Source organism: uncultured Methylibium sp., from assembly GCF_902826655.1.
Classification (GTDB): domain Bacteria; phylum Pseudomonadota; class Gammaproteobacteria; order Burkholderiales; family Burkholderiaceae_C; genus Methylibium.
Genome location: NZ_CADEFR010000006.1, coordinates 43,436 through 58,489 on the forward strand (window position 1 = coordinate 43,436; position 15,054 = coordinate 58,489).

12 protein-coding genes are annotated in these 15,054 nt (G+C 68.1%); 1 reads left to right on the plus strand and 11 read right to left on the minus strand.

The window, feature by feature from the left end; all coding sequences use genetic code 11:
• Nucleotides 1-6: 6 nt before the first annotated feature.
• Nucleotides 7-2,640, plus strand: coding sequence for a [protein-PII] uridylyltransferase (locus QZV97_RS04635; protein ID WP_295639182.1), 2,634 nt, complete (start codon nt 7-9; stop codon nt 2,638-2,640).
• Nucleotides 2,641-2,671: 31 nt separating this feature from the next.
• Here QZV97_RS04635 and QZV97_RS04640 read toward each other — a convergent pair whose 3' ends face one another.
• From QZV97_RS04640 to guaB, 11 genes are all read right to left on the minus strand, one after another.
• Entirely contained in the window at nt 2,672-3,322 is a 651-nt protein-coding gene (locus QZV97_RS04640; RefSeq protein WP_295639185.1) for an energy transducer TonB, read from the minus strand.
• 57 nt (nt 3,323-3,379) lie between these two features.
• Nucleotides 3,380-3,817: a biopolymer transporter ExbD gene (locus QZV97_RS04645; RefSeq protein ID WP_295639188.1), complete on the minus strand. Its 438-nt coding sequence runs from the start codon at nt 3,815-3,817 to the stop codon at nt 3,380-3,382.
• 18 nt (nt 3,818-3,835) lie between these two features.
• Nucleotides 3,836-4,267 (minus strand): biopolymer transporter ExbD, encoded by a 432-nt coding sequence (locus tag QZV97_RS04650; RefSeq protein WP_295639190.1) that lies wholly within the window; start codon nt 4,265-4,267, stop codon nt 3,836-3,838.
• A gap of 2 nt (nt 4,268-4,269) precedes the next feature.
• Nucleotides 4,270-5,148 (minus strand): MotA/TolQ/ExbB proton channel family protein, encoded by an 879-nt coding sequence (locus QZV97_RS04655; protein WP_295639193.1) that lies wholly within the window; start codon nt 5,146-5,148, stop codon nt 4,270-4,272.
• Between the two features lie 399 nt (nt 5,149-5,547).
• A complete protein-coding gene (locus tag QZV97_RS04660; RefSeq protein WP_295639196.1) occupies nt 5,548-8,331 on the minus strand; it encodes a TonB-dependent receptor in 2,784 nt (927 codons plus the stop codon).
• 398 nt (nt 8,332-8,729) lie between these two features.
• On the minus strand, nt 8,730-9,665 hold the full coding sequence (locus tag QZV97_RS04665; protein ID WP_295639200.1) for an LD-carboxypeptidase: 936 nt from the start codon (nt 9,663-9,665) through the stop codon (nt 8,730-8,732).
• On the minus strand, nt 9,665-10,264 hold the full coding sequence (tadA, locus tag QZV97_RS04670; RefSeq protein WP_295639204.1) for a tRNA adenosine(34) deaminase TadA: 600 nt from the start codon (nt 10,262-10,264) through the stop codon (nt 9,665-9,667). The genes QZV97_RS04665 and tadA overlap by 1 nt, the downstream gene beginning before the upstream one ends.
• A 10-nt stretch (nt 10,265-10,274) precedes the next feature.
• Nucleotides 10,275-10,517 (minus strand): hypothetical protein, encoded by a 243-nt coding sequence (locus QZV97_RS04675; RefSeq protein ID WP_295639206.1) that lies wholly within the window; start codon nt 10,515-10,517, stop codon nt 10,275-10,277.
• 12 nt (nt 10,518-10,529) lie between these two features.
• A complete protein-coding gene (guaA, locus tag QZV97_RS04680) occupies nt 10,530-12,128 on the minus strand; it encodes a glutamine-hydrolyzing GMP synthase (RefSeq protein ID WP_295639209.1) in 1,599 nt (532 codons plus the stop codon).
• A 13-nt stretch (nt 12,129-12,141) separates the two neighbouring features.
• The gene (locus QZV97_RS04685) at nt 12,142-13,377 is read right to left on the minus strand and encodes an MFS transporter (protein ID WP_295639212.1); all 1,236 of its coding nucleotides are present in this window, start codon (nt 13,375-13,377) and stop codon (nt 12,142-12,144) included.
• Between the two features lie 103 nt (nt 13,378-13,480).
• The gene (guaB, locus tag QZV97_RS04690; RefSeq protein ID WP_295639215.1) at nt 13,481-14,950 is read right to left on the minus strand and encodes an IMP dehydrogenase; all 1,470 of its coding nucleotides are present in this window, start codon (nt 14,948-14,950) and stop codon (nt 13,481-13,483) included.
• Nucleotides 14,951-15,054 lie beyond the last annotated feature (104 nt).

A 15,054-nucleotide genomic window follows, 5' to 3' on the forward strand; every position in this document is an offset into this window, starting at 1 on the left:
GCGGGCATGGCCGCGGCGCCGATGGGCCAGGAAGCGGCAGCGCCGCCGTCCGTGCCGACGCTGCGCGCGCGGCTGCGCGACGGACGTGCGGCGCTGATCGATCACTTCCGGCAATGCCGCGCCACGGCGCCGGCCGCCACGCGCCTGATCCGCGGTCTGGCCCGCCACGTCGACGAAACCCTGCAGCCGCTGTGGCAGCACGCGCTGATGCCCAAAGGCGCGGCGCTGGTGGCGGTGGGCGGCTACGGCCGCGGCGAGCTCTTTCCCTACTCCGACGTCGACGTGCTGGTGCTGCTGCCGGACCTGCATGGCGACGGCCAGGCCCACGACAACGAGGCCCTGAAGGCCACCGTCGGCGGCTTCATCACCGCCTGCTGGGACATCGGCCTGGAGATCGGCTCGAGCGTGCGCACGGTGGCCGAGTGCGTCGCCGAGTCCGAGCGTGACGTCACCGTGCAGACGGCGTTGCTGGAGGCGCGCTTCCTGTGCGGGTCGCGGCGCCTCTTCGACGAGTTCCGGCGCGCGCACATCGACGCGCTCGATCCGGCCGCCTTCCTGCGCGCCAAGGTGCTCGAGATGCGGCAGCGCCACATCAAGTACGAGGACACGCCCTACTCGCTCGAACCCAACTGCAAGGAAAGCCCCGGCGGCCTGCGCGACCTGCAGCTGGTGATCTGGGTGGCCCGCGCCGCCGGCCTGGGCAAGACCTGGACCGCGCTGGCGGCGAAGGGCCTGGTGACGCCTTTCGAGGTGAAGCAGCTGCAGCGCAACGAGGGGCTGCTGAAGCTGATCCGCGCGCGCCTGCACATGGTGGCGGGCCGCCGGGAGGACCGGCTGGTCTTCGACCTGCAGACCGCCGTGGCCGAGAGCTTCGGCTACCAGGGCACGCGCGAGCGCCGTGCCTCGGAAGCGCTGATGCGGCGCTACTACTGGGCCGCCAAGGCGGTGGCGCAGCTCAACCAGATCCTGATGCTGGGCATCGAGGAGCGCATCAACGACACCGGCGCCGCGCCGATGCGGCCGATCAGCGACAAGTTCCTCGACCGCGGCGGCATGCTCGAGGTCGCGAGCGACGAGCTCTACCTGCGCGACCCGCACGCCATCCTCGAGACCTTCCTGACCTACCAGCAGGTCGTCGGCATCAAGGGCCTGTCGGCACGCACGCTGCGGGCGCTCTACAACTCGCGCGAGGTCATGAACGGCGCCTTCCGGCGCGACCCGGTGAACCGCGCGCTGTTCATGCAGATCCTGCAGGTGCCGGGCGGCGGCCAGACGCATGCCTTCCGCCTGATGAACCAGACCTCGGTGCTGGGGCGCTACCTGTGGGTCTTCCGCCGCATCGTCGGGCAGATGCAGCACGACCTGTTCCACGTCTACACCGTGGACCAGCACATCCTGATGGTGATGCGCAACGTGCGGCGCTTCTTCATCCCGGAGCATGCCCACGAGTACCCGTTCTGCTCGCAGCTCGCGGCCGACTTCGAGCGGCCCTGGGTGCTGTACGTCGCGGCGCTCTTCCACGACGTCGCCAAGGGCCGCGGCGGCGATCACTCGCAGCTGGGCGGTGCCGAAGTGCGGCGCTTCTGCCGCGACCACGGCATCGACCGCGAGGACGCGCGGCTGATCGAGTTCCTGGTGCGCCAGCACCTGACGATGAGCCACATCGCGCAGAAGGAAGACCTCAGCGACGCCGACGTCATCGACGCCTTCGCCGCCAAGGTGCGCGATCCGCGAACACTGACCGCCCTGTACCTGCTGACGGTGGCCGACATCCGCGGCACCAGCCCGAAGGTCTGGAACGCCTGGAAGGGCAAGCTGCTCGAGGACCTGTACCGCAGCACGCTGCGCGCACTGGGCGGCGCGCGGCCCAACGCCGACACCGAGATCGAGGCGCGCAAGCAGGAGACGCTGCACGTCCTCAACCTGTACTCGCTGCTGCCCGGCGTGCAGCAGCCGCTGTGGGACACGCTGGAGATCAGCTACTTCGCGCGCCACGACGCCGCCGACATCGCCTGGCACGCACGCTCGCTGTACCGCCACGTCGACACGCCGATCCCGGTGGTGCGCGCCCGGCTGTCGAGCGTCGGCGAGGGCCTGCAGGTGCTGGTCTACGCGCCGGACCGCCCGGATCTGTTCGCGCGCATCTGCGGCTACTTCGACGGCGCCGGCTTCAACATCCTCGACGCCAAGATCCACACCACCAAGCGCGGCTACGCGCTCGACACCTTCCAGGTCGTGTCGCCGTACGTCGAGCAGCACCTCGACGTGAACTATCGCGACATGATCGCGCTGGTCGAGAACCAGCTCTCGCTGGCGCTGGCGGCCACCGGTCCGCTGCCCGAGCCCGGCCGAGGCCGGCTGTCACGGCGCGTCAAGTCCTTCCCGATCACGCCGCGCGTCCTGCTGCGTCCGGACGACCGGGCGCAGCGCTGGCTGCTCAGCGTGTCGGCCAGCGATCGCTCGGGCCTGCTCTACGCGATCGCCCGCGTGCTGGCCCACCACCAGATCAACCTGCAGCTCGCCAAGGTGTCGACGCTGGGCGAGCGCGTCGAGGACACCTTCCTGATCGACGGGGCTTCGCTGCAGCAGAACAAGCGGCAGCTGGAGATCGAGACCGAGTTGCTGGACGCGATCGCCTAGCGCGCAACGGGCCGCTGCGGCCCGTCCGCTGCTACTCGACCTTGAACTCGAACTCCTGGGTGGCCAGCACCTCGCCGTCGCTCGCCACGCATTTGTACTGGCTCATCGCTGCACGTACGGCCGCATGGAAGACCCGGGGCCCGGACAGGATCGTCACTTCCTTGACGACGCCGCCGCTGATGCGCGCCTGGGCCCGGACGACGCCCGAGACGTTTTCCTGGAGCGCCTTGCGCGGCATCTCGGGCTTGGTCTGCGTCGGGCAGGCGATCGCGATGTCGCTCTTGGCGGCCGGCGGGGCCGGCGCGGGGGCCGGCGGCGGCGGGGCCTCGATCTTGTATTCGACCTTGGGCGGCTCCGGTGCCACGGTGATCGGCGGTGCGACGCTGGGCGCGACCTGGATCTCGGGCGGCGGCACGTAGGGCGGCGGTGGTGCCTCGACCTTGGGGGCCGGCGGCTGCTTGACGATCTCCTTGGGCGGCGGGGGCGGCGGCGGGGGCGGCGGCGGGGGCGGCGGCGGCAGCTCGACGATGATCTTGGTCTCGAGCGGCTTCTTGACGATCTCGACGACGTTGCGCGCCAGCCCCGACACCAGGGCGTAGAAGATGAAGATGTGCAGCAGCACCACCGCCGCGAAGCCGACGAGGCGTCGCGACGAGGGTTGCTGGTCGTAGCTCAGATCCATGCCGTTAGGCTCCTTGCGCGCCCGCCCGGCCTCGTGGGCCCGGCGGGCGTTGGCGCATTACTCGATGAACTGCTCGGCACCGACGATGCCGAACTTGGTGAGGCCGAAGCGCTGCACCGACGCCATCACCATCGCGACCGTCTCGTACTTGGCCAGCTTGTTGGGGCGCAGGTGCAACTCGGGCTGCAGCGGCAGGTCCAGCTTGGCCATCTCGCTCAGCTTGAAGTTGACGTCCTGCATGCCCTGCACCGGCTCGCCGTTGAAGAAGATCTGGTTGTTCTGGTCGATGTCGATCTTGACGATCTGCGGCTGCACCAGCTGCGGCGGCGGATTGCCCGTCGGCAGGTCGAGGTTGACGGCATGCAGCTGGATCGGGATGGTGATGATCAGCATGATCAGCAGCACCAGCATCACGTCGATCAGCGGCGTGGTGTTGATGTCCATCATCACCTCGGGCTCGCCGCTGCCGCTGGCGTTTCCTACGTTCATTCCCATGGCGGTTGTTCCACTTGATCAGCCGCCGCGTGCGGGCGGCTCGGTGATGAAGGAGACCTTCGCGATGCCGGCGCGCTGGCAGGCATAGACGATCTTGCCGACCGAGTCGTAGCGCGCGGCAAGGTCGCCGCGGATCTGCACCTCGGGCTGCGGCTTCATCACCGCGACCTTCTTGAGCCGGTCCACCAGCGCCTGCGTGCCCGACACCTTGGCGTCGTACCAGAAGATCCCGCCCGCCTGGTCGACCGAGATGATGACGTTCTCGGGCTTGCTCTCGCGGACCTGGATGGCCTCCTTGGGCAGCTTCACCTGGATCGAGGTGGTGACCACGGGGATCGTGATCAGGAAGATGATCAGCAGCACCAGCATCACGTCCACGAGGGGCGTGGTGTTGATGGCGGACACCACCTCGTCTTCTTCCCCGAACGGGGAGCCGACGGCCATCGACATGGTTAACCCCGCGCCTTGACGTTGGTCTGGGCGAGCAGCACCGCGTAGAGGTCGTTGCCGAAGGCGCGGACTTCGTCCATCGCGCCCTTGTTGCGGCGGACCAGCCAGTTGTAGCCCAGCACCGCCGGCACCGCGACGGCCAGGCCGATGGCGGTCATGATCAGCGCCTCACCGACCGGGCCGGCGACCTTGTCGATCGAGGCCTGACCGGCCACGCCGATCGCCGTCAGCGCGTGGTAGATGCCCCAGACCGTGCCGAACAGGCCGACGAACGGGGCCGTCGAGCCGACGGTCGCCAGGAAGGCCAAGCCGTCCTGGAGCCGGCTCTGCACGCGCTCCATGGCGCGCTGGATCGACATCGTGACCCAGCTGTTGAGGTCCACGTGCTCGAGCAGGCCGCCGTGCTTCTTGGTGGCCTCGATGCCTGCTTCGGCGATGAAGCGGAAGGGGCTCGCCTGCTCCAGCGTGTCGGCGCCTTGGCGCACGCTGCCGGCGTTCCAGAAGCTCTTGGCCGCCAGCTTGGCCTGGCGGCTGATCTTCGCCTGCTCCAGGATCTTGACGATCATGATGTACCAGCTGCCCATGGACATGATCACCAGGATCAGCAGCACGGCCTTGGCGACACCGTCGCTGGTCCGCCACAGGGCTTCGAGGCCGTAGGGGTTGTCGACCTTCTCTGCCGGGGCCGCCGGCACGGCGGCGGTGGTGGCCGCGGGCGCAGGCGCGACCACAGGGGCGGGAGCCGGGGCGGCAGCGGCCGGCGCCGAGGCGGTGTCAGTGGCCTGGGCGGCGGCCGGCAGCGGAGTCGCGAGCAGCGTCGTCGCCGCCAGCGCCGCAGCGGCGAATGAGGCGGCAAGGGAAGAACGGGCAATGCGGAACATGGGATCTCCGTGAAAGCGGGTAGCTTGAAATGAAGGGATCGCTGTTCGATCCCTCGCATGTGACGGGCCAGCGCCAGTGGACCCATCGGAACGATCGCAAGCCACTACGGACACCCTCGTGAGGCAACCCGGGGCTCGGCAGGAACTGCAGCGTCACTCCATGGATACGGCTAGGGGTTGGCGGCGAGACCGTGAATTATGGCCGCTCGACCCAGGGGCCGGACACGGCGGGAATGGGGGTTACGCCTGAATACAAGGCGCCGTCAGCCCTGTACGGGCCAACGAAAAAGCCCGCCGGCTCGAGCCGGCGGGCGCAATTGCATACCGACGGTTCCTGGGTCGCCGATCAGGCAAGCGCGAGGCTTGCCGATCGGCGTCCTTCAGACCCTCGTGGCTTCTTTAGTAGAACGAGTACTTCGCGCCGACGGTAAAGAAGCGGCCGATCGCACCAGCCTGATGCCACGTCTGGTTGTAGTTGATGCCGTAGGGGATCGCGAGATACGGATCGAACGGCGCCTTTCTGTCGAAAAGGTTCTGGATCGAGAAGTTGAGGTCCAGATTCTTCGTCGGCGACCAGCGGGCGAACAGGTCGAAGGTCGTGAACGACGGTAGGCGGCAACCGTTGTAGATGTTGCCGGCTGTGTCGAACACACCGCAGCCTCTCGGCCCCCCGTTGTCCGGATAGTCCACGCCGGTGTTGTTGTTGTGGATCCTGGTGGGGTCCGGCAGCCCAGTGGCCGGATCTATTCTTTGGGTCGAGACCTCGCCCTTGTTGTCGACCATCTTGATCGGGCCTACGTAGTTGACCGCACCGCTGATCGCCCAGGGCCCACGGTCCCAGCTCAGAGTCAGGGCCAGTCGATCCTTCGGTGAACCGCCACCAGCGCTCTGCACCAGCGGGCCGTGCGTTCCAGCGTACTCGAAGGTGTTGCCATCCGGGTCGGTGCGCTCGTAGCTCCGGACGTGGGTCCAGTTCAGCTGAGCCGACAGCCGGCCGGCTTCGCCGAGATTCAAGCGCTGGCGCAGTTCCAGGTCGACGCCTTCTGTCTTCGTCTGGGCCGCGTTTCGGTAGAAGCCGGTGACGGTCCCGATGTCTCCGTTCGCGTCGTAGTAGATGAACGTGTTCGGCTGCGCTCCGGGAATTCGGCTCAGCGGAGTGCCAGCCGTCGGCAGGTTGCCGATGATCGAGTTCGGATCAGCCTGCACGATCTCGTTCTCGCGATCGACCTTCCAGAAGTCCAGCGTTGCGCTGGTGCCCGGCATCGGCTCGACGATCAGGCCCAGGGTATAGCTCTTGGCTTCCTCGGGCTTAATGCTGGGATTGCCCTGCGACAGGATGCCGTAGGTCGTGAAGCCGAAGCTGGAACCGCCGGACTCGGCCGGCCCGGGCGCACGGAAGGCTTCGGCGTAGGTGCCGCGGATGGCGACCTGGTCGATAGGCTTGACCTTGAACCCGACCTTGGGCGTCGTCGAGCTGCCGAAGTCTGAGTAACGGTCATAGCGCACTGCGCCGTTCAGTTCCAGCCACTTGGTCACCGGCGCGTTGAGTTCGCCGAATACCGCACTGACGCGGCGCTTGGCGCTGAACGCCGAGTAGCCCAGGCCGACGATCTCGGCGGTGTCCGTGAACGGCACCGGCGGCGTATCAGCCTCTTCCCAGCGCGTCTCGGCACCGAGCGCCAGTCCGAGCGGACCGCCGGCCAGGCTCATCAACTCGCGCGATACCTTGACGTCGATCACCTTGATCGAACTGGTCGGCTTGTTCGTCAGGGCCGGCGAAATCGCCGCGATGACGCTGGGGTCTGTCGCGCCCGGGGTGAAGCGGTAGGTCCCGTTGTCGAGCGCCGCCTGCATCACGCCGTAGCGGATGAAGCCGGTGTTCGTGTTCTTCAACTCGCTCTTGATGTAGGACACGCCGACGTCATAGTCCCACCCCGCCGCAGCACCCTGAAGGCCGGCGATCAGGCGGTAGACCTTGTTGTCGGTCGTCTGGTCACGGCCGCCTAGTTCGGACGGGCGATGGAACAGCATCCGATCGACCCCGAACGTGTTGTCCGGATGAGCAGCGGGCAGGACCATCGGGCCGTGAACGAGGAGCGGGTTGAACGGATCCCCAGGGACGAAGACGCCACCATCGTTGTTCGCGCCCAGCGTGCCGTTGGCCTTCGATTTGGTGTTGAAGAGACCAAGTTCGACATAGCCGGTCATCGACTCCGACAGCTGCAGCGTGCCACGCGTGAACAGGTTGAGTCGCTCGATCTGGGGCTGCACCTCTTGCTCGTCCAGCGGGTTGTACCGACACAGGCCGGTTGTCGGGTCGATGAGGCTGGCCGAGCACGGAAGGATGTTTACCCGCGCCCCAGTGCCATCAGCATTCCGAGTCACACCAAAGGGCGAATTGGACGTCGGTCCGAGCGTGAAGTAGGGCCGAGGGGCGCCGTTGGTGGTGTCGTAGTAGCCGAGCGACCGAAGATCGCTCTGGCCGATGAACCCACGGTCCTTCGACCAGATGTTCTTCTGCTTGGAAGCTTCGAGGCTCACGAACACGTTGTACTTGTCGGCATCGAGGTCGCCGAAACCGAACGAACCGAAGGCCCGGGTGGTCTGGCCATCGGCCTTGCCGGATTGCCCATAGGAGCCGCCGATCGACGCGCCGGTGTAGCTCTTGCGCAGGATCACGTTGACCACGCCGCCGACCGCGTCCGCGCCGTAGATTGCCGACGCGCCGTCCTTCAGGACTTCGATCCGGTCCACCGCCTCGAGCGGGAGCGAGTTGAGGTCCACGAAGTTGCGTGTTCCGTCGTCCGCGAGACCGTAGGTCGTCATGCGACGGCCGTTGACCAGCACCAGCGTCGAATTGACGCCCAGACCCCGCAGCGACACAGCAGCGGAACCCGAGGCGAAGCCATTGCTGAACGACGACGGGATCGAGCCCGAGCCGTCGGAGGTGACGGTCCGCAGGATCTCCTGGATCGACTGCTTGCCGGTTTTCTCGATGTCCTCGCGGGTGAGCACCTGGACCGGCGAAGCGGTCTCGGTGTCGGTGCGCTTGATGTTCGAGCCGGTGACGGTCACCCGCTCCAGCTTCTGCGCGTCCTGCGCCTGAGCGATGGGCGCACTCGACAGCAGAACGCCGCCGAACGCGACCAGCAAGCTCGTTGTGAGCTTCGTTCTTTTGTGCATTCAAGACTCCTGGGAGGGAAAGGTTGACGATAGAACCCACGCGCTGAGCAATCTGCATGCCGATTTGGTGAACCGACGGCACATGACCCCGCAACTGTGTAAACGAATTGTCACGTTCGGGGCAATGAGCCCGGCCTCGGGGTTTCCTCGATCGTCATGACGGACGCGGCCGAGGGTCCGCGGGACGAGGCCGGAGCAGTTCCGCCGAATCCAGTATTCATGCGGGTTGCAGCCCGATCGTCGGCCTCGCTCCGGGCGCTTCGTAACGGCCGGCGGCGGGTTTCTAGAGCCTGTCGCCTAGCCGGCCGGCTGCGCACCGTTGGTAGCGCGCTACATAAGCGCTTGCGCATGCCCCGTGATCGGGGGACGGCCTCGTGCGACGCTCCGCCGCACCCGGGTCAGGCCCAGCCGATCAGCGCGTCGCGCCCCTGCACGGCCAGCGTCCCGCGCCGACCCACCGGCAGGCAGACCTTGGTGGGCACGTGCCCGAAAGGCAACCCCGTCAGCACGGGCCGGCGCGTCGCGGCACGCACCCTGGCGATCGCGCTCTTCAGGGTGTAGCCGCGGTCGAGCGGCGACGGCCGGAAGTCGGTGAACGCACCGAGAACGACCGCCTTCTGCGCGTCCAGCACCCCGGCCTGATGCAGTTGCAGCAGGCCGCGCTCGATGCGGTACGGATGCTCGTTGACGTCTTCCAGGAACAGGATGCCGCCCTTGACGGCTGGCCAGTGCGGTGTGCCCAGCAGCGACAGCAGCATGCACAGGTTGCCGCCCCACAGCGGACCGCGGACCTCGAGTCCGTCGAACCCCGTCTCGGTGCGAAAGCCGACGGCCTCGAGTTCGCCGTGCATCGCTTCGGTGAAGCAGGCCTCGGTCACGTCGTCGACACCCCCCTGCTCCGGCGTGCGACTGAAGTCGTCGTGCGCCAGCGGCCCGGCCCAGGTGCCACGGCCGGTGTGGGCCAGCACGGCGAGCTGGAAGGCGGTCTGGTCGCTGTGGCCGACCCAGCGCTTGCCGGCATCGATCGACCGCGCGATCAGGCGGTAGTCGATCGCATCGAGCAGGCGGGTCAGGCCGTAGCCGCCGCGCGAGGCCAGCGCGATGTCGCGTCCGTCGCGGGCCACCCGGTGCAGTGCGGCCAGCCGGGTCTCGTCGTCGCCGGCGAAACGCTGCTGCCGCGCGCGCGCCGACTCGTCGAGGTGCGCATCGAAACCGAGGTGGCGCAGGTGCCGCAGCGCCCGGGTCAGTGCCGCGCCCTGGAGCAGGATGCCGGACGGCGAGTGGATGGTGAGGCTGAGCGCGGGGCCGTCGTGGTGGTGGTCGTGGGCGTGCATCAGACGTCGCTCAGGTCGCCGGGCGTGGTGTCCTGCATCTCGATCACCTCGACGATGTCGTAGTCGGGCTCCGTGGCCGCTGCGGCTGCCGCAGCCTCGCGGGCGCGCCGCGTCTGCTCGCGCCGCTCGGCGAAGAAGTTCCGCAGCAGGCTGCCGCAGGGCTCGGCCAGCACGCCGCCATGGACGGCGGTGTGGTGGTTGAGTTGCGGGTTCGCGAACAGGTCGACCACCGAGCCGGCGGCGCCGGTCTTCGGGTCGACCGCGGCGAACACGACACGCTTGAAGCGCGCATGCATCAGCGCCATCGCGCACATCGCGCAGGGCTCGAGCGTCACGTACAGCTCGCAATCCGGCAGCCGGTAGTTGCCCAGCAGCTGGGCCGCGTGGCGCAGCGCCACGATCTCGGCATGCGCCGTGGGGTCGTGGGTCGTGATCGGTCGGTTGTAGCCGGTCGCCAAGACCTGGCGCTGGCCCTCGAACTCCCGGACGATCACCGCGCCGACCGGCACCTCGCCGACCAGCCAGGCGTTGTGCGCCTGGTCGAGCGCCAGCCGCATGGCGGCTTCGTCGTGGCGGGCCTGTTCGTCGCGCGGATCCACGGGTCCGGCCTCACTGCGCCGGCGCGTCGCTGCGCGCCGGGGCCTGCTGCATCAGCTTGTTGACGTCGTCGGCGACCTTGCGCTGCAACTGCTGCGACTGCTGGGCGGGGGTCGCGCCGGCCGCGGGAACGCCGGCTTGCGCCGCCGCTGACGGCGCCACCGAAGGCGCCACCGATGACAGCTGCCTTCGCGCCACCGTCGCGACGATGGCGACGACCAGCAGCAGGCTCAGCACTCCGAAGACCAGACGCATCGCTGACTCCGTTCACTCCCACTCGATGGTGGCGGGTGGCTTGGACGATACGTCGTAGGTTACGCGGTTGATACCGCGCACCTCGTTGATGATGCGACCGCTCGTCCGCTTCAGCAGACCGTAAGGCAGTTCGGCCCAGTCGGCGGTCATGAAATCGCTGGTCTGGACGGCGCGCAGCGCGACGACGTAGTCGTAGGTGCGGCCATCGCCCATCACGCCGACGCTCTTGACCGGCAGGAAGACCGCGAAGGCCTGGCTGGTCAGCTCGTACCAGGACTTGCCGGTGGCCGGGTCGATGGTGTTGCGCAGTTCCTCGATGAAGATCGCGTCGGCTCGCCGCAGCAGATCGGCGTAGTCGCGCCTGACCTCGCCGAGGATGCGCACGCCCAGTCCGGGCCCCGGGAAGGGATGGCGGTAGACCATCTCCGGCGGCAGGCCGAGCGCCACGCCGAGTTCGCGCACCTCGTCCTTGAACAGCTCGCGCAAGGGCTCCAGCAGCTTCAGGCCCAGCGTCTCGGGCAGGCCGCCGACGTTGTGGTGGCTCTTGATCGTGGTGGCCTTCTTGCTCGCGCCGCCGGACTCGATCACGTCGGGATAGATCGTGCCCTGGGCCAGCCACCTGGCATTCGTCAGCTTCTTCGCCTCGCGCTGGAACACCTCGACGAACTCGCGTCCGATGATCTTGCGCTTGGCCTCGGGGTCCGACACGCCCTTCAGCTGGCCCAGGAACTGTTCGCTCGCATCGACGTGCACGACCTTCGCGTGAATATTGGAGGATGGGCCGGCGAACATGTCCATCACCATCGCGCCCTCGTTCAGGCGCAGCAGCCCGTGGTCGACGAAGACGCAGGTCAGCTGGTCGCCGATCGCACGGTGGATCAGCGCCGCCGCGACGCTGGAGTCGACCCCGCCGGACAGGCCGAGGATCACCTCCTCGTTGCCGACCTGCTCGCGGATGCGCGCGACCGCCTCGCCGATGTAGTCGCGCATCACCCAGTCGGGCCGGGCCTTCGCGATGTCGAGCACGAAGCGGTCCAGCAGCGCCCGCCCCTGGACCGTGTGCGTGACCTCGGGGTGGAACTGCACGCCGTAGTAGCCGCGCGACTCGTCGGCCATGCCGGCGATCGGACACGACGGCGTGGACGCCATCAACTTGAAGCCCGGCGGCAGCTTCGTGACCTTGTCGCCGTGGCTCATCCAGACCTTGAGCATGCCGTGGCCGTCGGCCGTGGCGAAGTCCTCGATGCCCTTGAGCAGCGCGGTGTGGCCGTGTGCCCGCACCTCCGCGTAGCCGAACTCGCGGTGCGTGCTGGCCTCGACCTCGCCGCCCTGCTGCACCGTCATCGTGAACATGCCGTAGCAGATGCCGAGGACGGGAACGCCCAGGTCCCAGACGGCCTGCGGTGCCCGCAGGTCCTGGGCCTCGTAGGTGCTGGCGTGGCTGCCGCTGAGGATGATGCCTTTCAGTCCGTTCCGTGCGAGTTCGCGGATGAATTCGTCGGAGACATCGTTCGGATGGATCTCGCAGTAGACATGCGCCTCGCGCACACGCCGTGCGATCAGCTGCGTGACCTGGGAGCCGAAGTCGAGGATGAGGATCTTGTCGTGCATGGGTGGCAGGCGTTCAGGAAGTCAGGCCGCCCGAGCCGGCGGCCGTCGGGGCGTGCAGGGGAGAACGGCGATCCGGCCTGAAGTGCCGCCACGCCAGCAGCAGCGCCACGCCCTGCAGCAGGGCGCAGAAGAAGAACGGCGCGCCGAGGCGCCAGTCGCCCTGCGGCAGGTGCGAGACCAGGCCCAGCAGCGGTGCGCCGATGGCCGGTGCGGCGACCGCCATCAGGCTGTTGAGTGCGCTGACCGAGCCCATCGTGCGGCCCTGGGTGCTGGCGTCGGCCGCGCTCGAAAAGATGCTCTGCAGCGCCGCGGTGACGGTGAAGCCCAGCACGTTGACGAACACCACCGCGATCATCACCCAGCCGTTGGCGGCCAGGCCCCAGGCGAGGTAGGCACAGGTCGACGACAGCAGACCCAGCAGCGCCAGCCGCTGCGCGCTGAAGCGCTTGAGCAGGCGGCCGAGCAGCACGCCCTGCACCAGCGCAGACATCACGCCGACCGCGAACATCGACCAGCCGTTCTCCGCCGGACCCCAGCCGAACTTGAAGCTGGTGTACAGCACCCAGGTCGTGTACATCGTGAACTGAGCCAGGCCCGTGCAGGCCAGCACCGCCACCAGCATGCCGATGCCCTTCAGCTCGGTCAGTTCGCGCAGGGCGGTCAGCGGGTTCGCGGCCCGCCAGTCGAAGCTGCGGCGACGATCGGCCGGCAGCGACTCGGGCAGCACGAACCAGCCGTAGAGCAGGTTCGCCATCGCCAGCGCGCCGGCCGCGAAGAACGGCAGGTGCAGGTCGATCGCCCCCAGCAGCCCGCCGACCACCGGCCCGGCGATGAAGCCCAGGCCGAACATCGCCCCCAGCAGACCGAAGCGCCGCGCACGCTCCTCGGGCGGCGTGATGTCGGCAACGTAGGCGTTGGCCACCGCCGCGTTGGCCTGCACGGCCCCGCCGACCAGTCGCACGGCGATCAGCATCCACAGCGCCGTCGCCAGGGCCGTGGCGAAGAAGTTCAGCGCCAGCCCGCAGAAGCCGAGCAGCAGGACCGGCCGGCGCCCGTAGCGGTCGGACAGCGCCCCGAGGATCGGCGCGCCGAAGAAGTTCGCCAGACCGAAGGCGAACGCCACCACGCCATACCAGTAGGCCTGCTCGGCCTGGCTGGTCGTGAACGACCCCACCAGGGGCGGCAGCACCGGCACGATGAGCCCGATGGCCATCATGTCGATGAAGACCGTGACCATGATGAAGGGCATCGCCGCCTGGCGAGCCGCCGGAGTGTTGCGCGACCTCAAGAACGTCCTTCAGAAAGGCCGAACCGCCCACGCGGGCGGGCGGTTCGGGATCGGGGGGGCCGGATCAATCGGCACGGTAGTTCGGCGCTTCCTTGGTGATCTGCACGTCGTGCACGTGACTCTCGCGGATGCCGGCCGAGGTGATCTCGACGAACTCGGCCTTGTCGTGCAGGTGGTCGACGGTGGCGCAGCCGCAGTAGCCCATCGAGGCGCGCAGTCCGCCGGCCATCTGGAACAGGATCGCGATCACCGAGCCCTTGTACGGCACGCGGCCCTCGATGCCCTCGGGCACGAGCTTGTCGGCGTTGGGATTGGCGCCCGAGTTGTCCTGGAAGTAGCGGTCGGCGCTGCCCTGCTGCATGGCCCCGATCGAGCCCATGCCGCGGTAGCTCTTGTAGCTGCGGCCCTGGAACAGCACGATCTCGCCCGGCGCCTCTTCGGTGCCGGCGAACATGCTGCCCATCATCACGGTGTGCGCGCCGGCGGCCAGGGCCTTGGCGATGTCGCCCGAGTAGCGGATGCCGCCATCGGCGATCAGCGGCACGCCCGAGCCCTTGAGCGCCGTCGCCACGTTGTCGATCGCCATGATCTGCGGCACGCCGACGCCGGCCACGATGCGGGTGGTGCAGATCGAGCCCGGACCGATGCCGACCTTGACGCCGTCCGCTCCGGCCTCGACCAGCGCCAGCGCCGCCGAGCCGGTGGCGATGTTGCCGCCGATGACGTCGATCTGCGGAAAGTTCTTCTTGACCCAGCGGACCCGGTCGATCACCCCCTGGCTGTGGCCGTGCGCGGTGTCGACCACGATCGCATCGACGCCGGCCTTGACCAGCAGCTCGACGCGCTCTTCGGTGCCCTCGCCCACGCCGACCGCAGCGCCGACGCGCAGCTTGCCCTGCGCGTCACGCGCCGCGCTGGGGAAGTTGGTCTGCTTGGTGATGTCCTTCACCGTGAACAGGCCGCGCAGTTCGTTGGCGGCGTTCACCACCACGACGCGCTCCAGCTTGTGCTGGTGCATCAGCGCCTTGGCCTGCTCCAGGGTCGCGCCCTCGTTGACGAAGACCAGGCGCTCGCGCGGCGTCATGATCTCGCGCACCGGCGCTTCCAGGCGCGTCTCGAAACGCAGGTCGCGGCCGGTGACGATGCCGACCACCTTGCCGTCGTCGACGACCGGAAATCCCGAGATGCCGTGCTGACGCGACAAGTCGATCACGTCGCGCACGCGCACGCCGGAGGAGATGGTGATCGGATCGCGCAGCAGGCCGGACTCGTAGCGCTTCACGCGCGAGACCTCGGCGGCCTGCTGCTTGGGCGGCAGGTTCTTGTGCACGATGCCGATGCCGCCTTCCTGGGCCAGCGCGATCGCGAGGCGCGCCTCGGTCACGGTGTCCATCGCGGCGGACACCAGCGGCAGGTTCAAGGTGATGTTGCGCGACAGGCGGGTGGCGAGGCTGGTGTCGCGCGGCAGGACCTGGGAATAGGCCGGCACCAGCAGCACATCGTCGAAGGTGAGTGCCTTGCCGAGTAGGCGCATGGGAAGAGCTCCTTCGCAAAAGCAAATTATACGGATGGGGTGCTGCCGCGACGGTGGGGCGTGATAAATCCACGCTTCGTCCGCGCCGTCGTGTGCACACCCCG